Raw genomic sequence first — 22,729 nt, 5'->3', positions numbered from 1 at the left:
CGTAGGGGAGGCTCCAGGGAGGATGCTCGGAGCGGAAGCTCAGCGGGTGACGGCCACGGTGTCGCTGAGGCCGGCGGACACGAGCGTGCGCAGCAGCTGCGGCATCCAGTCCGCGGGGCGCTCCTCCAGGGTGTCGCTCACCGGTTCCTGCTCCCGCGGCAGCGCCGACGGATCGAGGTCGTTGTCGATCAGGTACACGACCTCGCCGGGCTTGACGTAATACAGGCGCTCGCGCGCCTGGGTCGTGATGTAGGCGGGATCGTCCCACCGATCGCGCTCGGCGGAGAGCGCGGCGATCTCGGCCTCGCTGACCTGCACCGAGGCCTCCAGCGCCGCGATCTTCTGCCGCTGGTCGATGAACGTCCCGAGCGTGGGGACCAGCACCCAGGCGCCGAGCACCACGAGCGACAGCATGATCGCAGAGAATGCGGACAGTCGGATCCCCGACGCCCACTCCCGCACGTCCACCCGCGGCGCGGCGCCCTCCGCGCTCCGTGGCGCTCGACGCCCCGGCTTCGCGGACGGTGCCGGCCGTGCGGTCTTGGCCGTCGCGGGGCGCGGAGACGCGTTCGACAACGACGGAGGAGGAGCCGGTCGTCGTGCCACGGCTCCTCCTCCGTCATGCCGCCTCGGCGGCGTCGTCCTGCCGCGGCTCACGCGGCTCTGTCACTGTGTGTGCGCTCAGGCCCGGTAGCGCGGGAACGCAGAGCGGCCGGCGAAGACCGCGGCGTCGCCGAGCTCCTCCTCGATGCGCAGCAGCTGGTTGTACTTCGCGACGCGCTCGCTGCGCGCCGGGGCACCCGCCTTGATCTGACCCGCGTTCGTGGCGACCACGAGGTCGGCGATCGTGGTGTCCTCCGTCTCGCCGGAGCGGTGCGACAGCATGGCCGTGTAGCCGGAGCGCTGCGCCAGGCTGACCGCGTCGAACGTCTCGGTGAGCGTGCCGATCTGGTTGACCTTCACCAGCAGCGAGTTGGCCACGCCGCGGGCGATGCCGTCGGCGAGACGCTGCGGGTTGGTGACGAACAGGTCGTCGCCGACCAGCTGCACCTTCGAGCCGAGCGCCTCGGTGAGGTGCTTCCAGTTGTCCCAGTCGTCTTCGGCGAGCGCGTCTTCGATGGTGACGATCGGGAAGTCGTTCACCAGGCCGACGTAGTACTCAGTCAGCGCCGCGGCGTCCCAGTCCTTGTTGTCGAGGCGGTACACGCCGTCGTTGAAGAACTCGGTGGCGGCGACGTCGAGGCCCAGCGCGATGTCGGTGCCCGGGGTGAACCCGGCCTTCTCGATGGCCTTGACCAGGAAATCGAGGCCCTCGCGGTTGCTGGGCAGGTCGGGGGCGAAGCCGCCCTCGTCGCCGAGGCCCGTGGCGTAGCCGGCGGCCTTCAGCTCGGCACGCAGCACGTGGTAGGTCTCGACGCCCCAGCGCAGCGCTTCGGAGTAGGTCTCGGCGCCGATCGGAGCGAGGAAGAACTCCTGCATGTCGATGCCGTTGTCGGCGTGCTCGCCGCCGTTGATCACGTTGAACAGCGGCACGGGCAGCACGTGCGCGTTGGGGCCGCCCAGGTAGCGGAACAGCGGGAGGTCTGCGGAGTCGGCGGCGGCCTTCGCGACCGCAAGGCTGACGCCGAGGATGGCGTTCGCGCCGACGCGCTTCTTGTTCTCGGTGCCGTCGACCTCGATCAGGATCTCGTCGACGATGCGCTGCTCGCTCGCCTCCACGCCCTCGAGCGCCGGGCCGAGCTCGTCGATCACGGCCTCGACGGCCTTGCGCACGCCCTTGCCCCCGTAGCGGCTCTTGTCGCCGTCGCGCAGCTCGTACGCCTCGAAGGCGCCGGTCGACGCACCGGACGGCACGGCCGCACGCTGCACGATGCCGTCGTCGAGGAGCACCTCCACCTCGACGGTCGGGTTTCCGCGCGAGTCGAGAATCTCGCGTGCGCCTACAGCCTCGATCAGTGCCACTGATGTGCTCCTTGCTCAGGGAAAAGGTTGTGTGGAGCGTCGTCGATCCGCGCCCCAGTCTAGCCCCGGGCTCGGACGGCGCCGGGGTGACAGGCGGCGCCGAGTGGATGCCGCGCGCGGGCCGGGTCAGACCACGAGGGCCAGTGCGACGCCGTCCCAGCCCTTCAGCCCCACGGTCTGCAGCGCGGTCGCGTCGAACCGCGGGTCCTCCGCCAGCATCCGCAGGCCCTCCCTGGTGCCGATGACCTTCGGATCGGTCGAGTCCTCGCGCACGATCTCACCGTCGCGGCCGATGTTGTCGAGCACGACCACGGTGCCGGGATGACCGAGCCGCGCGGCCCAGTCCAGGTACACGGTGTTGGACTCCTTGTCGGCGTCGATGAACACCAGGTCGAACCCGCCCACCAGCGTCGGGAGCACGTCGGCGCCGCGGCCGATGCGGATGTCCACCCGTTCGCCGACACCGGCCGCATCGAGGCTCGCCCTGGCCACCGCGGCGTTGTCCGCCTCGGCCTCGACCGTCACGACCCGTCCCTCCTCCCCCACGGCGCGTGCGAGCCAGATCGTGGAGTAGCCGCCGAGCGTGCCGATCTCCAGCACCCGCCGCGCCCCGCTCAACCGCACCAGCAGGTTCAGCAGCTTGCCCGCCAGGGGCGCGACCTCGATCTCGGGCAGCCCCGCGGCCCGTTGGGCGGCGAGCGCCGCGTCGAGCGCGGGATCGGGCTCCAGGAGCTGCTCGGCGAGGAAGGTGTCGGCGTCGGCCCAGGCGGCGGGGGTGGAGTCCATGCGCTCAGCCAACCCCCGGCGCACGCGGCGCGTCAAGCGTCGCCGCCGCTGCTCCGGCTCGCCGCGGCGCGAGCGGCGGCTGCACCCGGAACTGCCCGGTCAGCAGCAGCACGAGGATCACCACCGCCGCGACCAGCCAGGCCGCGACACCCAGCGGTCCCGCCAGCGCGAGGTCGGGATGTGTCGCGGCGAACAGCACCACCATCCCGGCTGCGGCGTTCAGCGAACCGTGCGCGACGACCGCCGGCCACACCGACCCGGAGCGCAGGCGCAGCCAGCCGAACAGCACACCCCACGCGACGCACCCGCCGACCATGAACAGCACGCCGGTGACGTCGGTGCGACCGAAGTTGTAGCCGAGCAGGATCACCGGACTGTGCCAGAGACCCCAGATGACGCCGCTGAGCAGCAGCGCCGGCCAGGTGCCCAGCGGACGCAGGGCGGGCAGCAGCCACCCGCGCCACCCCAGTTCCTCACCGAACGCGAACCCCGCGTTGACCAGCGCGCCGAGCGGGATCATCGCGAGCTGCGCGAACACCACGACCTCGACCGGCGGCATCGGCGTGCCGGCGGGGAGCGCCCGTGCCAGCTCGGCCGCGAACGCCCCGGACGTCGGGTCGAGCCGCACCCAGCCGAGGGCGGCGGAGACCAGGATGCCGAGCCCCACCAGCAGCGGGGGGATCAGCCACGCCGCGACCAGGAGCCACACGACGCGCTTCGCCGGGCGCAGCGGCCAGAGCCCCAGGAAGCGCAGGCGCGCACCCGGCCTGGGCACCCGCATCACGAACACCACGAGCACCGTCGCGAGGGCGGGCGTCAGCATCATGGCCGGCAGCAGGAGCGTCGAGATCGGCTCGGCGAGCCCCGCACCCAGCCAGAGCGGCAGGGCGACCAGCCAGGCGAGCCCGCAGGCTGTCGCGATGAACACGATCACCGCGGCCCACGGCACGCGCGTCACGGCTCCCTCCGCGTCGCGTGTCGTGTCGTCGACGGTCATCGTCCGCTCCTCTCGGTCGCCCCGTCGGGCCCTCCCCCGTGGTCCGTCCGCGCGGCGGCCCGATCGACGTAGGCCTGCAGCAGTGCCGCGGCCTCCTCCGCCCCGTCGATCGTCACGATGAACGGTCCGTGGTCGCGGCGCGCCACCTCGATCGCGGAGCCCTGTCGCATCACGATGCCGCTGCGGCCGTCCGGCGAGAAGCGCCACCCCCATCCGCCGAACTCCCCGAACGGCGAGACGGTCACGGCTCGCGCGGACACGATGCGGTCGACCGGGATGCGCTGACGCGGCCAGCCGAGCGGAGCCTGCGCCGTGAGGCCCTCGGGTGTCACACGCACCCGGAACGACGCCGTCGCGGCCACGGCGAACGCCACCACCACGGTCACCAGGACCGCGATCCACGCCCCGGTGATGCCGCCCGCGAGCATCCACACCGCCAGCGCGATCAGCCCGAGGAGGACGACCAGAAGGAAGGCCAGGGCCCCGCGGGGCATGGTTGTGGTGCCCACCCAGACCACCCGTTCCCCGTCGGCCACCCGCACGACGTGCCGCGGCTCGAGCGTGCGCCCGGGCTCGGGCCTCACCCTGGGCTGAATGAGCCAGGCGACACCTCCGGTGACGAGGAGAGCGGCGAACGCGAGCGCCGTCACGACGCCGATGCCCGGGACCTCGGCGGTCGACGCGAGGTCGCGCTGGATCCACAGCGACCCGAGGCTCAGCACCGCCGCGAACCCGGACATGCCGGCCGCGAGCGCACCCATCAGCCGGGCGGCTCCGCCCCAGTGCGCAGCCACCGCGGCGAGCGTGGTCGCGGCCATCAGGAGCGGGAGGCCGAGCCCGACGCCGAGGAGCAGCCAGAGGTAGACGATCGGGGCACCGAAGCGGTCGGCGCCGTCGAGACCCCAGTGCACCGCGACGGTGCCGGGGAGCGAGGGCAGCCAGGACAGCAGCACCGCGGCGGCGATGGCCGTGATGACCACGGGTGCGGCGACCGCGACCAGGACGAAGAGGAGGCGCGCCCGCCGCAGCAGCGCGGGCGGCGTGCGGGTGAGGTCGTGGGTCGTCATGGCGAATCCTCCTCTGTGGTGCGCGGTGTGGTGCGCGGTGTGGTCCGCTGTGCGGCGCGGGCGGTCCGGTCGTCGACGGGAGCGCGGTGGGTGCGGACGATGCCGGCGAGCGTCTCGGCGGAGACCCCCACCGCGGCGGCACGACGGACGAGTCCGTCGATCTCGTGCGCGAGCTCGACCAGCGGGGCCGCGGAGGCCGCGATCACCGCGCCCCTGCCGCGCCGGAGGTCGACGAGACCCTCGTCGCGCAGCCGCTGGTAGGCGTGCAGCACCGTGTGCTGGTTGATGTCGAGCGCGCTCGCGACGTCGCGCGCCGCGGGCAGCCGGTCGCCCGGGGTGAGCGCGCCCGCCAGGATGTCGGCCCGGATGGACGCGGCGACCTGGTCGTACAGCGCGTGCGGACTGTCGACGTCGACGCGGATCAGCATGGCGACCTCCTATCGCTACTTATTCTATGTCAACTAGAACAACTGTGCCAACCCTCCAGACGTCTTCGCCGGTCGCCGCCGCATCCTCCACACTGACCTCATGCGCATCACCCCCCGCCGCCTCGCGGTCGGCATGAGCCTGTGGATCCCGAACCTGTTCAGCGGCATCCGCGTGCGCCGGTTCAGCGAGGACTGGACCCACGCGACCGTCGAGCTGCACGTCAACGTCTTCACCCGCAACTACGTCAAGACGGCGTTCGGCGGCTCCATGTCGGCCATGACCGACCCGTACTTCTTCATGCTCGTGATGCACCAGCTCGGGCGCGACTACGTGGTGTGGGACACCCGCGGCGAGATCGAGTTCCTCAAGCCGGGACGCGGCGTGCTCACGGCCGAGTTCTCGGTGCCGCGGGAGAAGGCGGAGGAGCTGCGGCAGCGCGCCCACGGCGGCGGCAAGGTGCTCGAGTGGTTCGAGACCGTGATCACCGACCGCGACGGCGACACCGTGGCGAGCGTGCGGCGCCAGGTGTACATCCGCGAGAAGAAGCGCGTCACCGCCGCCCGCCGCTGACGCGACACCGGCCGTTCACCGGCACGTGGGACGATGGCCGCGTGCCCCTCGCCCGACGCCTGACCCTCGCCGACGCCGTCGCGATCGGCCTCGGCTCGATGATCGGCGCCGGCGTGTTCGCCGTGTGGGCCCCGGCCATCGGCGTCGCGGGCAGCGGCATCCTGATCGCCCTCGCGATCGCCGCCGTCGTGGCCTACTGCAACGCCACCGCGTCGGCACAGCTCGCCGCCGTCCACCCGGTCGCGGGCGGCACGTACGCCTACGCGCGCGCCGAGATCGGCCCGTGGTGGGGCTTCGTCGCCGGCTGGAGCTTCGTGATCGGTAAGATCGCGAGCTGCGCGGCCATGGCGATGACGTTCGCCGCCTACGCCGTCCCGCCCGCCTGGCAGACGCCGGTCGCGGTGCTCGCCGTCGCGGCGCTCGCGGTCGTCAACTGCTTCGGCGTCACCCGCACCGCGCTGCTGACCCGGATCCTCGTCGCCTGCTCCCTGCTCGGGCTCGCGGTCGTGGTGATCCTCGGGCTCGGCGCCGCTCCCACCTCGACCCCCGCCCCGCTGCCCGACGCGACCGCGTACGGCGTGCTCCAGGGAGCCGGGCTGCTGTTCTTCGCATTCGCCGGCTACGCCCGGATCGCGACGATGGGCGAGGAGGTCGCCGACCCCGCGCGCACGATCCCCCGCGCGATCGCCCTGGCCCTCGGCGGCGCGGTGGTCGTCTATGCGCTGGTCGGCCTCACCGTGGTGCTGGTGCTCGGCGCCGAGGTGCGGGGCGCGACCGCGCCGCTGGCGGACGTGCTCGTCGCCGCCGGCTGGTCGTGGGCGACGCCCCTGGTGCGGATCGCCGCGGCGGCCGCGTCCCTCGGGGCGCTCCTGGCGCTGCTCACCGGCATCGGACGCACGGTGCTCGCGATGGCCAGGGAGGGCGATCTGCCGCGGTTCCTGTCCCGCATCGACGCCCGGCATCAGGTGCCCCAGCGCGCGGAACTCGTGCTCGCGGCGCTCGTGATCGCGCTGGTGCTGACGGCCGACCTGCGCACCGCGATCGGCTTCTCCTCGTTCGGGGTGCTGCTCTACTACCTGATCGCCAATGCCGCGGCCTTCCGTCAGCGCGGTGCCGCCCGGCGGTCGCCGCGCGCGCTCCAGGTGGTCGGCGCGCTCGGCTGCCTGGTGCTCGTGAACACGCTGCCCGTGGCGGCGTCCCTCATCGGAACGGCCGTGGTGGTCGCCGGGGTGGCCTATCGACTCGTGCGGCTGCGGCTCGAACGGCGCGCCGATCACTCCCGCAGCGCGGAACGGTAGCCCCGCGGAGCGATGCCCAGCACGGCCCGGAAGTCCCGGGTCAGGTGCGCGTGGTCGGCGTACCCGAGCTCCGCCGCGAGCGACGCCAGGTCGACCGCGGGCTCATCGCGCACGCGCTGCGCGGCCTCCTGCAACCGTCGGCGACGGATCATGGCCGCGGGCGACAGCCCCACGTGCCGTCGGGTGAGGCGCTGCAGGGTGCGCACCGACACCGCCAGGCGCGTCGCGGCCTCATCGGGGGTCAGCGCCGCCCCGTCGCCGAACAGGGCGTCGAACACGGCGTTCGCACCTCGGGCATCGTCGTCGTCCGCCGGCGCGTTCGCCACGAGCCAGCGGGAGAACGCCGCGACCGCGCGCTCCCGGTGCCCCTCCCCCGCGCGCATCGCCGCCGACACCCCGTCGTGCAGCTCCGGTGCCGCGACCGCGCGGGCGGTGTCGACGAGGGCTGCCGGATCGGGCTCGAGCGCGGGCACCGCTGCCGGACGCAGGAGGGCGCCGACGGCCCACCCGCGCCCACTCAGGTCGCGGTGGAAGAGGCGCGTGGTCGCGCCGGACAGCGTCACGGCGTCGGGCTCGACCACGAGGTTGAGCGCCGGATACGACACCACCTCCTGCCGGGAGGAGCGTCCGGGCTCGATGTCCCACTCCGGGATCCAGAACCACGCCACGAGGTGCCGGACCTCGGGCGGAGCGGGCAGGCGGTGGAACTGCGGCAATCGCGCGGGATACAGCACACCCCTGGTCGGATTCACCATGCGCTCAGCGTAGGGGGCACCGCCGACGCGACGCCGTGGCGCCCGTGTCGCGCATCTTCAAGCGCCCGGCGCGCCGCGCGATCTACCGTGGCGACATGACCGATCAGACACCCGCAGACCTGCCCGTCACCGGCGTGACCGGTGCGCACACGACCGACGGCCGCCCGCACGGCGTGACCTCGCTCACCCCGTTCCTCGCGATCCCCGACGCCGCCGGTGCGCTCGCGTTCTACCGCGACGTGTTCGGAGCCCGCGTGATCGACGTGACCGAGTTCGGCGATGTCGTGGCCCACGCCGACCTCGACTTCGGCACCGGTCGACTGCAGCTGGGCGAGCCCAGTCCCGACTACCACCTCGTGCCGCCGCCCGCCGGCGACGACGCCTGCTATTCCCTCGGCCTCTACGTGCCCGACGTCGACGCCGTGGTCGAGCGCGCCGTGGCCGCCGGCGCCACCGTGCGCGAGCCCGCGATGCACTTCGTGTCGGGCGACCGCTTCGCCAGCATCCGCGACCCCTTCGGCGTGCGATGGTCGATCATGACCAGGGTCGAAGACCTCTCGGACGAGGAGAGCGCGCGCCGCGTCGCCGAATGGGCGGCGTCGTTCAGCGCGGGGCAGGCCGACGCGAGCTGAGCGCGACGACGGTCGCCCGCTGCACGGCGGGAAGCAGCGCCTCCGCGGTGCGCCGGTAGCCGAGCGGGCTCGGGTGGAACCGGTCGAGGCTGAACATCGCCTCCGGCTCGTCGAAGAACAACGGCCCCACGGCGCGGCGCAGATCGACCGGCTCGGCCCCCGCGCGGCGGGCCGCCTCCGCCTGCACGGCGGCGAGCCGACGCGACAGGCTCGAGGCGATGCGGCGCAGCGGCTGCGGCACCGCGCGGAGCGCCCCCAGATCCGGGCAGGTGCCCACCACGACCCCGGCGCCGAGGTCGCGCAGCCGCCGCACCGCGTCTTCCAGGTGCCGCGCGCACTCGGCGACCGGCAGGCGATGCGTCACGTCGTTCCCGCCCACCACGACCACCGCGACGTGCGGACGGTAACCGGGCGGCAACGCGTCCAGCTGCGTCGCGAGGTCGCGCGACTCCGCGCCGACCCTCGCCACCGTACGCAGGCGCACGGGACGCCCCAGACCACGCGCGAGCGCCTTGGCGAGTCGTCCGCCCAGGGTCTGCTTGGGGCGCTGCGCCCCCAGCCCCGCCGCGAGCGAGTCTCCCACCAGCAGCAGGTCGAGCGGGGCGCCGTCGAGCCCCGGCCGCCAGAGCCGGTCGGCATCGAGCGACACCTCCCCGAGCGGCTTGCCGATGCGCCGTCGCGCGAGCGCGGCCTGACGGACCAGCACGAGGCGCAGCACCGCAGTCAGCAGGGCGACGGCGGACACGGCGGCGAACACGGGACGGAGGCGACGCACGACCCGATTCGAGTCGACCGCCGTGAACGCCCGGTGAACACCACCGAGCCCCGGATCAGCCGAGCGTCTTGACTTCGAGCTCGTCGGAGCCCGCCCGCACGCTCGCGAAGTGGGTGTAGCCGTCGGCGGCCGCACGCTCCAGCAGCGCCTTGAGGTTCTTGGTGCGCTGCTCGAGCCGCACGCGCGCCCCCCTCGCCACGAGCTCGGCCTTGCGGGCGACCAGCTCGCCCACCGGCACGTCGGCATCGTGGACCAGGACGATCGCCTGCGCCTCGGTGTCGGGGTCGGCGGAGACCAGGTCGACCAGCCGCTCGAACCCGAGCGAGAAGCCCACCGCGGGAACGTCCTGCTTCAGGAACCGGCCGATCATGCCGTCGTAGCGCCCGCCCCCGCCGAGCGAGTACCCGACGGAGGGGTGCGCGAGCTCGAAGATCGTGCCCGTGTAGTACCCCATGCCGCGCACGAGGAACGGGTCGAACACGAGCGGGATCTCGACGTGCTCCGCGACCACGGGGCGTGCGGCCGCCACGGCCTCGCCGATGCCGGTGAGGTGCGCGATGAGCTCATCAGGGACGCCCTCGGGCAGCGCCTTGCGGATCTGCCGCTCCCCGTACGGGTGGTACTCCAGCGTCTGCGGGCGGCGGAGGAACTCCTCGAACGCGGCGACGGCGGTCGCGGTGACCCCGCGCTCGCGCAGCTCGGCCGCGACCCCCTCCGGCCCGATCTTGTCGAGCTTGTCGATCGTGATCAGCACCTGCGGGCGCTCCTCGGTCGTGAAGCCCAGGTGGCCCAGCATCCAGTCGAGCAGGCGGCGGTCGTTGATGCGCACGGTGGCACCCTCGAGCCCCAGCGCGTCGACGGCGTCGAGCGATGCGACGAGCAGCTCGGCCTCGGCCCGCCCCGACGCATCCCCGATGATGTCGATGTCGCACTGCACGAACTGGCGGTAGCGGCCCTTCTGCGGCCGCTCGGCCCGCCACACCGGCGCGATCTGCACGGAGCGGAACACACCGGGGAGCTGCCCGCGGTTGCTGGCGTAGAAGCGCGCCAGCGGCACCGTCAGGTCGTAGCGCAACCCCAGGTCGGACAGCGCGGCGGGGTCGTCGGCCGCGGCGCGGATCGCGTCGGCGTCGAGACCGCGGCGCAGGATCGCGAACGACAGCTTCTCGTTGTCGCCGCCGATGCCCGCGTGCAGCCGCTCGTACTCCTCCACCACGGGCGTCTCGATCTCGTCGAACCCGTGCGCGCGGTAGCGCTCGCGGATCACGGAGAGCACGCGCTCACGGCGGGCCTTGTCGGCGGGGAGGAAGTCGCGCATGCCGCGCGGCGGGTTCACAGTAGCCACCCGTCCATCTTCCCAGGTCGTCGGCGGCACCCGCGCGTCGGGTCAGTCGGCCTCCGCCCCGCGCACCTCGTCCTCCAGCAGCCGCAGCCGCTCGCGTAGCGCCCGCTCGGCATCCCACCCCTCGGCGCGCGCGGTCGCGACCAGCGCCAGGAGCGCGTCGCCGACCTCCGCCTCGGACGCCGGAGTGGCCGCGACGGGGCTCTGCGGCACCGTGACACCCGCCCCCGCGGCCCGCCCGACCAGCTTCTGCGCCAGGGCGAGCGCCGGCATCCCCCGTGGCACGCCGTCGAGCACGCTGCGCCGCGTGCGCTTCTCCGCGGCCTTCGCCGCGTTCCAGTGGATCAGCACCTCCTCCGGCGTGGTGGCGACCTCGTCGCCGAACACGTGCGGATGACGGCGCACCATCTTCTCGGTGAGCGTGGCGGCCACGTCGTCGATGTCGAACGGATCGTCGGGGTCCTGCGCGGCGATCGCGGCGTGGAACAGCACCTGCCACAGCAGGTCGCCCAGCTCCTCGCGCAGATCGTCGCGGGTGCCGGACTCCACGGCGTCGATCACCTCGTGCGACTCCTCGATCAGGTACGGCACCAGGTCGCGGTGGGTGATGCGCTGCGACCACACGCAGCGCTCGCGCACGGCCCGCATGGTGTCGGCCGCGGCCCGCAGCGCATCCACGTCAGGCCGCGACTCGTCGGCAGACCCGCTCATGCGTCCTCCGCTCCTCGGTCCGATGCGACCCGCTCTCCGGACGGGGCACCGGCGAGGCGACGGTACCAGCGGGCCCGCAGCGACACGATCACCGCCGAGAGCAGCAGTGCCAGGAGCGAGCCGACCAGCACCCCGAGGATCGCCTGGTCGCGCAGGCCCGCGTCGGCGGCAAACGCGAGGTTCGCGAGCAGCAGCGACACCGTGAAGCCGATGCCGCCGAGCGCTCCCGCCGCGACGATGTCGGCGAAGGGCAGCGCCGGATCGGCTCCCCGCGGGCGGATGCGCATCGCGAACCAGCCGAACACCGTGATGCCGACGATCTTGCCGACCGGGAGGGCCACCACGATGGCCCAGAACGCGGGCGACAGCTCCGTCGGCGCCACCGCGGGGATCACCACGAACGCCGCGACGAATGCGAACACCGGCAGGATCACCCCGTTGACCGTGGGCTCGAGCGCGTGCCGCGTACGGCCGGCGGGCACCGGCGCCATCACCAGCCCCAGCATGACCCCCGCGATCGTGGCGTGCACGCCGGACGACGCCACGAGCGCCCACGTCACCACACCGACCACGGTCATCGCGACCGCGATCAGCGGATGCCCCTTCGCGTGCAGGAGCCGGCTGAGCACCCAGAACACGGCCACACCGACCAGGGCCAGCACGAACAGGAGCCACTGCACGTCGTGCGCGAATAGCACCGCGATGAACACGATGCCGATGATGTCGTCGAGGATCGCGAGCGCCAGCAGGAACACCCGCACGCGCGACGGAAGGCCGCGGCCGAACATCGCCAGCACACCGAGCGCGAAGGCGATGTCGGTCGCGGTGGGGATCGGCCAGCCGGACGCCGTCTCCGGGCCGCCCGCGATCAGCAGGTACACCAGGATGGGGACCAGCACCCCGCCGGTCGCGGCGATCGCCGGCTGCACGGCCTTGCGCGGGGAGTCGAGCTCGCCGTGGGTCAGCTCGTGGCGCAGCTCGATCGCGACCACCAGGAAGAACACCGCCAGCAGACCGTCCGAGACCCAGTGCGCGATCGACAGGTCGAGCGCCGTGCCCGGCACCGCGAGGTGCGCGTCCAGCAGCCCCGCGATCGCGTCGTGGGTGGGCAGGTTCGCGAGGAGGAGCCCCAGTCCGGCCGCGACGAGCAGGAGGACGGCGGGGAACTGCTGACCGCGGAGGGGGTTCGCTGTGATGCGCATCGTCTCCATCGTAGGCGGCGGTGTCCTCCGGCCGTCATGCGTGCAAGAGGCGTTCTCACCCCGGGATACTCTCGGAGGGTGACCCCCGATTCCCCCGCTTTCTCCGAGCCGACGCCCACCGAGGCCATCCGCGTGATCGGTCGCTTCGAAGCCGGTCGCGGCATTCCCGATGCCATGCGGTCCGACGTGCGGATGCTGGGCCAGCTGCTCGGCCAGGTGCTCCGCGAGGCCGGCGGCGACGACCTGTTCGACGACGTCGAGCGTCTGCGCCTCGCGACGATCCAGGCCTACGAGGACGAGACCTCCGACGCGTTCGAGCGGGCCGCGGCGATCGCCGAGTCGTTCACGATCGCCCGCGCCGACGAGGTCGCGCGGGCGTTCACCTGCTATTTCCACCTGGTGAATCTCGCCGAGGAGCACCAGCGCGTGCGCGTGCTGCGCGAGCGGGCCGGCCAGCCGGGGCGGGAGGACGCGAGCGACACGGTCGCCACGGCCTACGCGCGCCTGCGCGACGAGGTCGGCGAGGACGAGGCGCGCCGCCGTCTCGCCGGTCTGCGCTTCCACCCGGTGTTCACGGCGCACCCGACCGAGGCCCGCCGCCGTGCGGTGTCGTCGAGCATCCGCCGCCTGTCGGACCTGCTCACGCAGCACGACGCCGCGAGCGCGGGCGGTGCCGAGGAGCACCGCGCCCGCCGTCGCATGCTGGAGGAGATCGACACGCTGTGGCGCACCGCCCCGCTGCGCGCGCAGAAGCCCTCCCCGACCGACGAGGTCCGCACCGTCATGGGCGTGTTCGACGAGACGCTCTTCACGACGGTGCCGCACGTGTACCGCCGCATCGACGACGCACTGCGCGGCGAGGAGTCCGGAGCCAGCGCGCCCGTGGTGCCCTCCTTCGTGCGCATCGGCTCGTGGGTGGGCGGCGACCGCGACGGGAACCCGTTCGTCACCGCGGCCGTCACGCGCGAGGCCTCGCAGATCGCCTCCGACCATGTGCTGCGCGGACTCGAGCGCGCGCTGGACCGGATCGGCCGCACGCTCACGCTCTCGGCCGACGACACGCCCCCGAGCGCGGAGGTCGTCGCGCTGTGGGAGGCCTTCGCGGCCGCCGAGCCCGAGGTCGCCGCCGAGCTCGCCGCCCGGTCGCCGGAGGAGCCGCACCGCCGCGTGCTGCTCGTGCTCGCGCGGCGGGTGGCCGCGACCCGGCTCGGGGACAGCGAGCACGCGTACACCCGACCGGACGAGCTGCTGGCCGACCTGCGTGCCGTGCAGTCCTCGCTCGCCGCGGCCGGCGCCCGTCGGCACGCGTTCGGCGGGGTGCAGCACCTGATCTGGCAGGTGGAGACCTACGGCTTCCACCTGACCGAGCTCGAGGTGCGCCAGCACTCCCAGGTGCACGCCACGGCCCTCGCCGAGCTCGACGCGGGCGGCCCGATCAGCGCCCAGACCGAGGAGGTGCTGGAGGTGTTCCGTGCGATCGCGGACATCCAGCGCGACCGCGGGCTGCGGGCGGCAGGGCGCTACGTCGTCTCGTTCACCCAGGCCGCGTCCGACCTCGCGAACGTGCACCGCCTCGCCCGGTACGCCCTCGGCGACGACGCCCCGGTGCTCGATGTCGTGCCGCTGTTCGAGACCTTCGCCGACCTGCAGGCCGCGCCGGCGATCCTCGCCGAGGTCGTCACGTTCCCCGAGTTCCGCGAGCGGATGGCCGCGACCGGCAACCGCCTCGAGGTGATGCTCGGCTACTCCGACTCGTCGAAGGACGTCGGCCCGGTCGCCGCGAACCTCGCGCTGTACGCGGCGCAGGCCACCATCGCCCACTGGGCGCAGGAGTCGGGCATCGAGCTCACGCTGTTCCACGGTCGCGGCGGCGCCCTCGGGCGCGGCGGCGGCCCCGCCAACTCCGCCATCCTCGCCCAGCCGCCGCACTCCGTCGACGGCCGGTTCAAGCTCACCGAGCAGGGCGAGGTGATCTTCGCGCGCTACGGCGAGCCCGCGATCGCCATGCGGCACATCGACCAGGTCACCGCCGCCACGCTGCTCGCCTCCTCCCCCACGGTGGAGGAGCGCACCAGCCGCGCGGCCGAGCGCTACGCCGAGGTGGCCGCCACGATGGACGCGGCCTCCCGCGAGCGCTTCTTCTCGCTCGTCAAGGCCGAGGGCTTCGCGCCGTGGTTCGCCACGGTGACCCCGATGGAGGAGATCGGGCTGCTGGCACTCGGCTCCCGCCCCGCCCGACGCGGACTGTCGGTCGAGTCGCTGGAAGACCTGCGGGCGATCCCGTGGGTGTTCGCGTGGACCCAGGCGCGCATCAACCTCGCCGGCTGGTTCGGTCTCGGCACCGCCCTGGAGGCCGTCGGCGACCAGGACCTGCTGCGTGAGGCGTACCGCGAGTGGCCGCTGCTGCACACCATGGTCGACAACGTCGCGATGAGCCTCGCCAAGACCGACGAGCGCATCGCCCGCCAGTACCTGGCCCTCGGCGACCGCGACGACCTGGCGGCGCTCGTGCTCGACGAGCTCGCGCTCACGCGCCAGTGGGTCGTGCGGCTGACCGGCGGCGACGGCCTGCTCGAGAACAAGCCCGTGCTGCAGCGCGCCGTGCAGCTGCGCAGCCCCTACGTCGACGCGCTGTCGCTGCTGCAGCTGCGCGCGCTCCGTGCCCTGCGCTCGGCCGCGCCGCAGCCGGAGGGCTCGGGCGCCGACGCGGAACAGCAGCGCCTCCTGCTGCTCTCGGTGAGCGGCGTCGCGGCCGGACTGCAGAACACCGGCTGAGCCGCGGCCGCCCGTCGCGTGGCGCGGGGCCCTCGGGCGCCGACGCTAGAGTGAGAGCTCGGCCCAACCGGCACCGCCCTGACGCGACACGATCGCCAGCACTCCATCCCCCACCAGAAAGTCCTTCCCGCGTGACCGTCACGACCATTGCCGACTTCCATCCGCTCGCCGACTCCGTGCAGCCCGTGTTCGACACGGTGCTCTCCCGCAGCCCGCACGAGCCGGAGTTCCACCAGGCCGTGCACGAGGTGCTGCACTCGATCGCCCCCGTGCTGGAGCGCCACCCGGAATACGTCGACGGCGGCATCCTCGAGCGCCTGGTCGAGCCCGAGCGGCAGATCCTGTTCCGCGTGCCGTGGGTCGACGACGCGGGGAAGCTGCAGGTCAACCGCGGCTACCGCATCCAGTTCTCCTCCGTGCTCGGCCCGTACAAGGGCGGACTGCGCTTCCACCCCTCGGTGAACCTGTCGATCATCAAGTTCCTCGGCTTCGAGCAGATCTTCAAGAACGCGCTCACCGGTCAGGGCATCGGCGGCGGCAAGGGCGGCTCCGACTTCGACCCGCACGGCAAGTCCGACGCCGAGGTCATGCGCTTCTGCCAGTCGTTCATGAACGAGCTGTACCGCCACCTCGGCGAGCACACCGACGTCCCCGCGGGCGACATCGGCGTGGGCGGCCGCGAGATCGGCTTCCTGTTCGGCCAGTACCGCAAGGTCACCAACCGCCACGAGTCGGGCATGTTCACCGGCAAGGGCACCGGCTGGGGTGGCGCCGAGGTGCGCACGGAGGCCACCGGCTACGGCGCCGTGTTCTTCGCGCAGGAGATGCTCGCCGTCCGCGGCGACTCGCTGGCGGGCAAGCGCGTCGGCATCTCCGGCTCCGGCAACGTCGCCCTCTACGCGATCCAGAAGGCCGCGCAGCTCGGCGCGACCGCGGTCACCGCCTCCGACTCCTCCGGCTACGTCGTCGACGACGCCGGCATCGACCTCGACCTGCTGCGTCAGCTGAAGGAGGTCGAGCGCGCCCGCATCGTCGAGTACGCCCGCCGCCGCCCCAGCGCACGGTTCGTCGAGGGCGGCAGCGTGTGGGAGGTGCCGGTCGACATCGCCGTGCCGTCCGCCACGCAGAACGAGGTGAGCCTGGCCGACGCCGAGGCGCTGATCGCCGGCGGTGTGCAGGCGGTCTCCGAGGGCGCCAACATGCCGTGCGTGCCCGAGGCCGTCGAGGCGTTCCAGCGGGCGGGTGTGCTGTTCGCCCCCGGCAAGGCGGCCAACGCGGGCGGTGTGGCCACCTCCGCGCTGGAGATGAGCCAGAACGCCTCGCGCCAGCGGTGGACCTTCGCCGACAGCGAGAGCAAGCTCCGTGAGATCATGGCGGATATCCACGGCGCCGCGTTCGACGCCGCGGAACGGTACGGGGTTCCCGGCGACTACGTCGCGGGGGCCAACATCGCAGGATTCGAGAGGGTCGCCGCTGCCATGCTCGCGCAGGGCGTCATCTGACATCGAGCCGGCGAAGCCGGGCATCGGCGGGGTGCTCGGCTTCGTCTCTGCGCGCCCGCGCGGCTACGGACCGACGGGGCGGTCGTCCGCGTGCCGCGCGAGGGAGCTCCCGTAGCGCTCGGTGAGCTGCACCATGAGGTCGGGGGTGTCCCGGTCGACCCCGAACACGTGCCCGGGGAAGTCGAGCTCGGGCTGCGCCGCCGCGATCTCCTCCGCCCGGTCCGGCGAGAGCAGCTGCACCGGATCGCCGACCGCGACCCATCCGATCGGCACGACCGTCCCCTCGGGCAGCACCGCGCGCCGGTGCACGATCGCGTTGACGCGCACCTCGCAGCGGCTGCCCACCAGAGCACCGTTGAAGATGCGGGCGCCCGAGGCGAAGAACACCTCCTCGCCCACGGTCGCGCCGGCGATGCTCGCGAGCGTGCCGACGAGGGTGTGGTCGCCGATGTGCACCGCGTTCGCCGCGGTCGCCCTGATCAGCGCGTTCTCCATCACGATCACGTGTGCGCCGAGCGTGATCGGGCCGCCCTCGGCGGTGATCACGGCGCCGTGCAGCACCTGGCAGCCCGGACCGACCTCCACATCGCCGGAGATCACGGCGGTGGGGGCGACGACGGCGGTGTCATGGATGCGGGGGCGAGCCCCGAGGTGCTCGTACAACATGCGGCCAGACTAGCCCCGGGGCCCCCGCCGTCCGCTACGGGGTCGTGGCGGGTTCCGGGAAGATCGCGGTGAACAGCTGGCCGACCCACTCCAGCAGCTGCGCGTCGGGCAGCGGCTCCACGCCGACGCCGACGGCCGCGGCGACGGTGGGCATCGGCACCACCAGCGCCTCTCCCCCGGCCACGAGCTTCGCCTTCGGGTAGAGCCGCTGCAGACGCACCTTGATGGAGTCCTCCAGCCGCGCCGGGGCGATGCGGAGGTTCGACCCCATCGCCACCACGTCGGTGAGCCCGGCGCGGGCGGCCCTGCGGCGCAGTCGCGCGATCGCGAAGAGCCCGGCGACCTCTTCCGGCGGGGTGCCGTAGCGGTCGATGAGCTCCTCCTGCACGAGGTCGATCGCATCGTCCTTGGCGGTCGCGGCCGAGGCGGCGGACAGCTTCTGGTACGCCTCCAGGCGCAGGCGCTCACTGTCGATGTAGTCCTCGGGGATGCGCGCGTCCAGCGGCAGCTCCAGTCGCAGCTCCTGCCCCGTCTCGACCTCTTCGCCGCGGAACGTCGCGACGGCCTCACCGATCATGCGCAGGTACAGGTCGAAGCCGACGCCGGCGATGTGCCCCGCCTGCTCCGCGCCGAGCAGGTTGCCCGCCCCGCGCAGCTCCAGGTCCTTCAGCGCCACCTGCATGCCCGAGCCGAGGTCGTTGTTGACCGCGATGGTCTGCAAGCGGTCGGCCGCGGTCTCGCTCAGCGGCTTCAGGTCGTCGTAGAGGAAGTACGCGTAGGCGCGCTCGCGTCCGCGGCCCACGCGTCCGCGGAGCTGGTGCAGCTGGCTCAGGCCGTACTTGTCGGCGCGGTCGATGATGATCGTGTTGGCGTTGGAGATGTCGAGGCCGGTCTCGATGATGGTGGTCGAGACGAGCACGTCGAACTTGCGCTCCCAGAAGTCGTCGACCACCTGCTCCAGCGCATGCTCCCCCATCTGCCCGTGCGCGACCGCGATGCGCGCCTCCGGCACGAGCTCGGCGAGCTGGGCCGCGATCCGCTGGATGGACTGCACACGGTTGTGCACGAAGAACACCTGGCCCTCGCGCAGGATCTCGCGCCGGATGGCGGCGGCGATCTGCTTGTCGCTGCGCGGCCCGACGAACGAGAGGATCGGGTGCCGGTCCTCCGGCGGCGTCGCGAGCGTGGACATCTCCCGGATGCCGGTGACCGCCATCTCCAGGGTGCGCGGGATCGGGGTCGCGCTCATGGCGAGGATGTCGACGTTGGTCTTCATCTTCTTCAGCGCGTCCTTGTGCTCCACGCCGAAGCGCTGCTCCTCGTCGATGATCATCAGGCCGAGGTCCTTGAACATCACCTGATCGGTGAGGATGCGGTGCGTGCCGATGACCATGTCGACCGTGCCGTCGAGAAGGCCCTGCAGCGTCAGCTTCGCCTCCTTGTCGGTCTGGAAGCGCGACAGCGGCCGCACCTTCACCGGGAAGCCGGCGAAGCGCTCCGTGAAGGTCTCCAGGTGCTGCTTCACCAGCAGCGTCGTCGGCACGAGCATCGCGACCTGCTTGCCGTCCTGGATGGCCTTGAACGCCGCGCGCACCGCGACCTCGGTCTTGCCGAAGCCGACGTCGCCCGACAGCAGCCGGTCCATCGGGATGGGCCGCTCCATGTCGGCCTTGATCTCGTCGATGGTCTGCAGCTGGTCATGGGTCTCGGCGAACGGGAACGCCTCTTCCAGCTCGCGCTGCCACGGGGTGTCCGGACCGAACGCGTGCCCCTTGGCGCTCATCCGCGCGGAGTAGAGCTTCACGAGCTCGACCGCGATGTCGCGCACGGCTTTGCGGGCCTTGCCCTTGGCCTGCGCCCAGTCACTGCCGCCCATCTTCGACAGCGTCGGGGCCTCACCGCCGACGTACTTGGAGAGCAGGTCGAGCTGGTCGGTGGGCACGAAGAGCTTGTCACCCGGGTAGCCGCGCTTGGACGGGGCGTACTCCAGCACGAGGTAGTCGCGCACGGACTTCGCGGCGTGGCGGCCGCCCGTCGAGACCTCGCGCTGCGTCATCTCCACGAAGCGGCCGATGCCGTGCGTGGCGTGCACCACGAAGTCGCCCTGCTTGAGCTGGAGGGGGTCGACCACGTTCTTGCGGCGCGAGGCGAGCTTCTTCACCACGCGCTGGTCGCCGCCGATCGTGCGGCCGTAGAACTCGTTGTCGGTGAGGACGGCGAGCTTCGCCTCCGGCACCTGGAACCCCGCCTCGACCGCACCGGTCACGAGCGTCGCGACCCCGGGGTCGGGGGCCTCGGTCAGCGACTCCACCGCGCGGGCCGCGATGCCCCGGTCGGACAGCACGTCGCGCGCGCGGTCGACGAGCCCGTGTCCGGTCGCGATCACCACGACGCGCCACCCGTCGGCGACCTTCGCGTCGACGAAGGCGATCGCGCCGTCGACGTTGCCGTGGAACGACGGGATGACCGCCGACGCCTCGACGCTCTCCGGGTCGGCGTCGCCGATGCCGAACGGGCTGAGCCGCCACCACACGCCGCCGCGGTCGCGCACCACGTCGCGCAGGTCGGCGACCGTGAGGAAGTCGCCCGCGCCGAGGTCGATGGGAGCCGAGGCCCCGGAGGTCGCCGCGCTCCACGCGGCGTCGAGGAACTCGCGGTTCGTGTCGCCGAGGGTGATCGCCCGCGCGGTCGCCCGCTCGGGGTCGACCACCGCGGTCGCGCTGCCGGGCGGCAGGTACTCCACGAGCGACTTCAGTGGACCGGCCACGGCGGGCAGCAGCGACTCCATGCCCTCGACCGGGATGCCCTCGGCCATCTTCTCGAGCATGCCCGCGATGGCCGGGAACCCGCCGATCAGCGCGCGCGCCCTGTCGCGCACGTCGGCGGTGAGCAGCAGCTCGCGGCTGGGCGGCAGGTCGACCGCGGGGACGTCGCCGGGGAGCGAGCGCTGATCGGCCACGGAGAACGCCCGGATCTGGTCGATCTCGTCGCCGAAGAACTCCACGCGGTAGGGGTGCTCCGACGTGGGAGGGAACACGTCGAGGATGCCGCCGCGCACGGCGAACTCACCGCGCCGCGACACCATGTCCACGCGGGAGTATGCGCGTTCGACCAGCTGCTCCGCGACGTGGTCGAGCTCGTGCCCTCGGCTGCCGACGGCGAGGTCGAGCGGGGCGATCTCGCCCAGGTTGCCGGCGATCGGCTGCAGCGCGGCGCGCACGGAGGCGACGACCACGAGGGGGTGGTCGCCCGACCACTCGGCGATGCGGCGCAGGGTCTGCAGGCGCTGCCCGACGGTGTCGGGGCTCGGGCTCAGCCGCTCGTGCGGCAGGGTCTCCCACGCCGGGAACGTGAGCACCTCGGCATCGGGCACGTAGGCCGACATTGCCGCGGCGAGCGTCTCGGCCCGGCGCCCGGTCGGCACCACGGCGAGCAACGCGGCGGGGTGCCCGGCCGCGGCGCGCTTGGCGAGGAGCCCGGCGAGCGTGGGCGCATCGAGGCCGTCGACCAGTCCGAGGTCGGCGTCGGTATGCGCCCAGGCGAGAGCGTCACGAAACAGAGACGCCTCTTCCAAGGCGCGCAGAATCCCCGGAACAGTCACCGGACAAGCCTAATCGCGCCCACCGACACCGCGGTCGACGTCCCCCTCGCCGACCGGGCGACCGGCTCGGCCGTCCTAGGCTGGAGGGATGCCTCCGGTCACCCTCACCACCGCCCGCCTCGTCCTGCATGCCCCGACGGAGGCGGACGTCGACGCGATCACCGCGGCCTGCCAGGACCCGGAGATCCCCCGCTGGACGACCGTCCCGAACCCGTACTTCCGGCAGGACGCGGAGGACTTCGTCGCGCTCGTCGCCGACTGGTGGGCGGACGGCTCCCAGACCGTGTGGGGCATCTTCGCGGACGGCGTGCTCGTGGGCGTCATCGGCCTGCACCACGTCGCGGGCCATGCCGCGGGTGGCAGTGCCGAACTGGGCTACTGGATGGTCGCGGACGCCCGCGGGCAGGGCTACCTGACCGAGGCGGCCCGCGCGGTGCTGGACTGGGGGTTCGCCGAGCTCGGGCTCGCGCGCATCCGCTGGCAGGCCGTGGTGGGCAACGTGCCGTCGGCACGGGCCGCCCGCGCCCTCGGCTTCCGGTTCGAGGGCACGCAGCGCCAGGCCCTCACGAGTCAGCGCGGCCGCGACGACGGCTGGGTCGCCGGGCTGCTCGCCACCGACGACCGCACCCCGGTCGAGTGGCCCGTGCTGTGACGGCTGCCGGCGAGGCGTGACAGCGTCGGAGGCCGGTGACAGGATGGCTGCATGCCCGAGATGCCGGAGGTCGAAGGACTCGTCGCGTTCCTCGGCGAGCGCGCGGTCGGACGCACGATCACCCGCGCGTCGGTCTCGGCCATCGCGGCGCTGAAGACGTACGACCCGCCCATCACGGCGCTCCACGGCGCGGAGATCACCGCGGCCGCGCGGCTCGGCAAGTTCGTCGTGCTGTCGTGCGGTGCGGAGCTGCACCTCGTGTTCCACCTGGCGAAGGCGGGCTGGCTGCGCTGGTACGAGACCCTGCCGACCACGCTCATCAAGCCGGGGAAGACGCCCATCGCCCTGCGTGTCGCGCTCGACGACGGCAGCGGGTTCGACCTGACGGAGGCCGGTACGAAGAAGTCGCTCGCGGTGTACGTCGTGCGCGATCCGCAGGAGGTGCCCGGCATCGCCCGCCTCGGTCCCGACCCGCTCGACCCGGCCTTCACGCGGGCGGACTTCGCCGGCCTGCTGGAGGGGCGGCGCATGCAGATCAAGGGGCTGCTGCGCGACCAGGGCGTGATCGCGGGGATCGGCAACGCCTACTCCGACGAGATCCTGCACGCCGCACGCATGTCGCCCTATGCGATCGCCGCGACGCTCGACGACGCCGAGGTCGACCGGCTGTTCGCGGCGATGCAGGAGACGCTGCGCGAGGCGGTGGCCGCGGCCGCCGGGAAGCCGCCCGCCGACCTGAAAGACGCCAAGCGGCGCGGCATGCAGGTGCACGCGCGCCGCGGCGAGGCGTGCCCGGTGTGCGGAGACATCGTGCGCAGCGTGTTCTTCGCCGACCGGTCGCTCGAGTACTGCCCCACGTGCCAGACGGGCGGCAAGGTGCTCGCCGACCGCCGCCTCTCGCGCCTGCTGAAGTGAGATCGGCGCTGCGCGCGGATCCATGCCACGGAATGAAATCGCGCCGACCGTGTTGAGTACACTCAGAGCAGCAACGTGCTCCGGGGTCGGTG

The 22,729-nt window shown here is 72.8% G+C and carries 20 protein-coding genes; 7 read left to right on the top strand and 13 right to left on the bottom strand.

What is annotated here, in order from left to right; translation table 11 throughout:
* Positions 1–39: 39 nt before the first annotated feature.
* From ACFV3I_RS07280 to ACFV3I_RS07255, 6 genes are all read right to left on the bottom strand, one after another.
* Positions 40–606: a septum formation initiator family protein gene (locus ACFV3I_RS07280; protein WP_378822649.1), complete on the bottom strand. Its 567-nt coding sequence runs from the start codon at positions 604–606 to the stop codon at positions 40–42.
* 75 nt (positions 607–681) lie between these two features.
* On the bottom strand, positions 682–1,962 hold the full coding sequence (eno, locus tag ACFV3I_RS07275) for a phosphopyruvate hydratase (RefSeq protein WP_136033431.1): 1,281 nt from the start codon (positions 1,960–1,962) through the stop codon (positions 682–684).
* 126 nt (positions 1,963–2,088) lie between these two features.
* The gene (locus ACFV3I_RS07270; protein ID WP_378822648.1) at positions 2,089–2,748 is read right to left on the bottom strand and encodes an O-methyltransferase; all 660 of its coding nucleotides are present in this window, start codon (positions 2,746–2,748) and stop codon (positions 2,089–2,091) included.
* 4 nt (positions 2,749–2,752) lie between these two features.
* Positions 2,753–3,745: a CPBP family intramembrane glutamic endopeptidase gene (locus ACFV3I_RS07265; RefSeq protein WP_378822647.1), complete on the bottom strand. Its 993-nt coding sequence runs from the start codon at positions 3,743–3,745 to the stop codon at positions 2,753–2,755.
* Positions 3,742–4,812, bottom strand: a complete 1,071-nt coding sequence (locus tag ACFV3I_RS07260; protein ID WP_378822646.1) for a DUF1648 domain-containing protein — start codon at positions 4,810–4,812, stop codon at positions 3,742–3,744. The genes ACFV3I_RS07265 and ACFV3I_RS07260 overlap by 4 nt, the downstream gene beginning before the upstream one ends.
* Positions 4,809–5,240 carry a GntR family transcriptional regulator gene (locus ACFV3I_RS07255; RefSeq protein ID WP_378822645.1) on the bottom strand — a complete coding sequence of 144 codons (432 nt, stop codon included), beginning with the start codon at positions 5,238–5,240 and terminating at the stop codon, positions 4,809–4,811. The genes ACFV3I_RS07260 and ACFV3I_RS07255 overlap by 4 nt, the downstream gene beginning before the upstream one ends.
* Positions 5,241–5,340: 100 nt before the next feature.
* Here ACFV3I_RS07255 and ACFV3I_RS07250 point away from each other — a divergent pair, with 100 nt between their 5' ends.
* Together ACFV3I_RS07250 and ACFV3I_RS07245 are read left to right on the top strand one after the other, a co-directional pair.
* Positions 5,341–5,811, top strand: coding sequence for a PaaI family thioesterase (locus tag ACFV3I_RS07250; RefSeq protein WP_136033419.1), 471 nt, complete (start codon positions 5,341–5,343; stop codon positions 5,809–5,811).
* Between the two features lie 41 nt (positions 5,812–5,852).
* A complete protein-coding gene (locus ACFV3I_RS07245; protein ID WP_378822644.1) occupies positions 5,853–7,109 on the top strand; it encodes an APC family permease in 1,257 nt (418 codons plus the stop codon).
* Here ACFV3I_RS07245 and ACFV3I_RS07240 read toward each other — a convergent pair.
* Positions 7,085–7,864: a helix-turn-helix domain-containing protein gene (locus ACFV3I_RS07240; RefSeq protein WP_378822643.1), complete on the bottom strand. Its 780-nt coding sequence runs from the start codon at positions 7,862–7,864 to the stop codon at positions 7,085–7,087. The genes ACFV3I_RS07245 and ACFV3I_RS07240 overlap by 25 nt on opposite strands.
* A gap of 95 nt (positions 7,865–7,959) precedes the next feature.
* Here ACFV3I_RS07240 and ACFV3I_RS07235 point away from each other — a divergent pair, with 95 nt between their 5' ends.
* Positions 7,960–8,496 carry a glyoxalase/bleomycin resistance/extradiol dioxygenase family protein gene (locus tag ACFV3I_RS07235; RefSeq protein WP_136033413.1) on the top strand — a complete coding sequence of 179 codons (537 nt, stop codon included), beginning with the start codon at positions 7,960–7,962 and terminating at the stop codon, positions 8,494–8,496.
* Here the strand turns inward: ACFV3I_RS07235 and ACFV3I_RS07230 are convergent.
* The 4 genes from ACFV3I_RS07230 to nhaA all read right to left on the bottom strand — a co-directional run bounded on the left by ACFV3I_RS07230 (position 8,468) and on the right by nhaA (position 12,526).
* A complete protein-coding gene (locus tag ACFV3I_RS07230; protein WP_378822642.1) occupies positions 8,468–9,271 on the bottom strand; it encodes an SGNH/GDSL hydrolase family protein in 804 nt (267 codons plus the stop codon). The genes ACFV3I_RS07235 and ACFV3I_RS07230 overlap by 29 nt on opposite strands.
* A 55-nt stretch (positions 9,272–9,326) precedes the next feature.
* A complete protein-coding gene (hisS, locus tag ACFV3I_RS07225) occupies positions 9,327–10,589 on the bottom strand; it encodes a histidine--tRNA ligase (protein WP_240744635.1) in 1,263 nt (420 codons plus the stop codon).
* A gap of 69 nt (positions 10,590–10,658) precedes the next feature.
* Positions 10,659–11,324: a MazG family protein gene (locus ACFV3I_RS07220; RefSeq protein ID WP_378822641.1), complete on the bottom strand. Its 666-nt coding sequence runs from the start codon at positions 11,322–11,324 to the stop codon at positions 10,659–10,661.
* Positions 11,321–12,526, bottom strand: coding sequence for a Na+/H+ antiporter NhaA (gene nhaA, locus ACFV3I_RS07215; RefSeq protein WP_136044974.1), 1,206 nt, complete (start codon positions 12,524–12,526; stop codon positions 11,321–11,323). The genes ACFV3I_RS07220 and nhaA overlap by 4 nt, the downstream gene beginning before the upstream one ends.
* Before the next feature lie 174 nt (positions 12,527–12,700).
* Between nhaA and ACFV3I_RS07210 the strand changes: the two genes are divergently transcribed.
* A complete protein-coding gene (locus tag ACFV3I_RS07210; RefSeq protein ID WP_378823210.1) occupies positions 12,701–15,301 on the top strand; it encodes a phosphoenolpyruvate carboxylase in 2,601 nt (866 codons plus the stop codon).
* 131 nt (positions 15,302–15,432) lie between these two features.
* Positions 15,433–16,803, top strand: coding sequence for an NADP-specific glutamate dehydrogenase (gdhA, locus tag ACFV3I_RS07205; protein WP_378822640.1), 1,371 nt, complete (start codon positions 15,433–15,435; stop codon positions 16,801–16,803).
* Between the two features lie 63 nt (positions 16,804–16,866).
* Here gdhA and ACFV3I_RS07200 read toward each other — a convergent pair whose 3' ends face one another.
* A complete protein-coding gene (locus tag ACFV3I_RS07200; protein WP_136036014.1) occupies positions 16,867–17,469 on the bottom strand; it encodes a gamma carbonic anhydrase family protein in 603 nt (200 codons plus the stop codon).
* A 34-nt stretch (positions 17,470–17,503) separates the two neighbouring features.
* Complete coding sequence (mfd, locus tag ACFV3I_RS07195; protein WP_247638534.1) at positions 17,504–21,070, bottom strand: transcription-repair coupling factor; 3,567 nt, start codon at positions 21,068–21,070, stop codon at positions 17,504–17,506.
* Between the two features lie 88 nt (positions 21,071–21,158).
* On the opposite strand from mfd, the gene ACFV3I_RS07190 reads away from it, so the two are divergent.
* Positions 21,159–21,722 carry a GNAT family N-acetyltransferase gene (locus ACFV3I_RS07190; protein WP_378822639.1) on the top strand — a complete coding sequence of 188 codons (564 nt, stop codon included), beginning with the start codon at positions 21,159–21,161 and terminating at the stop codon, positions 21,720–21,722.
* Between the two features lie 51 nt (positions 21,723–21,773).
* Entirely contained in the window at positions 21,774–22,637 is an 864-nt protein-coding gene (locus tag ACFV3I_RS07185; RefSeq protein ID WP_378822638.1) for an Fpg/Nei family DNA glycosylase, read from the top strand.
* Positions 22,638–22,729 lie beyond the last annotated feature (92 nt).

This window comes from Microbacterium sp. NPDC059771 (assembly GCF_042732495.1).
GTDB lineage: Bacteria > Actinomycetota > Actinomycetes > Actinomycetales > Microbacteriaceae > Microbacterium > Microbacterium sufflavum.
The sequence above is the reverse complement of the archived record's forward strand: the minus strand, read 5'-3'. Positions and strand labels throughout refer to the sequence as shown.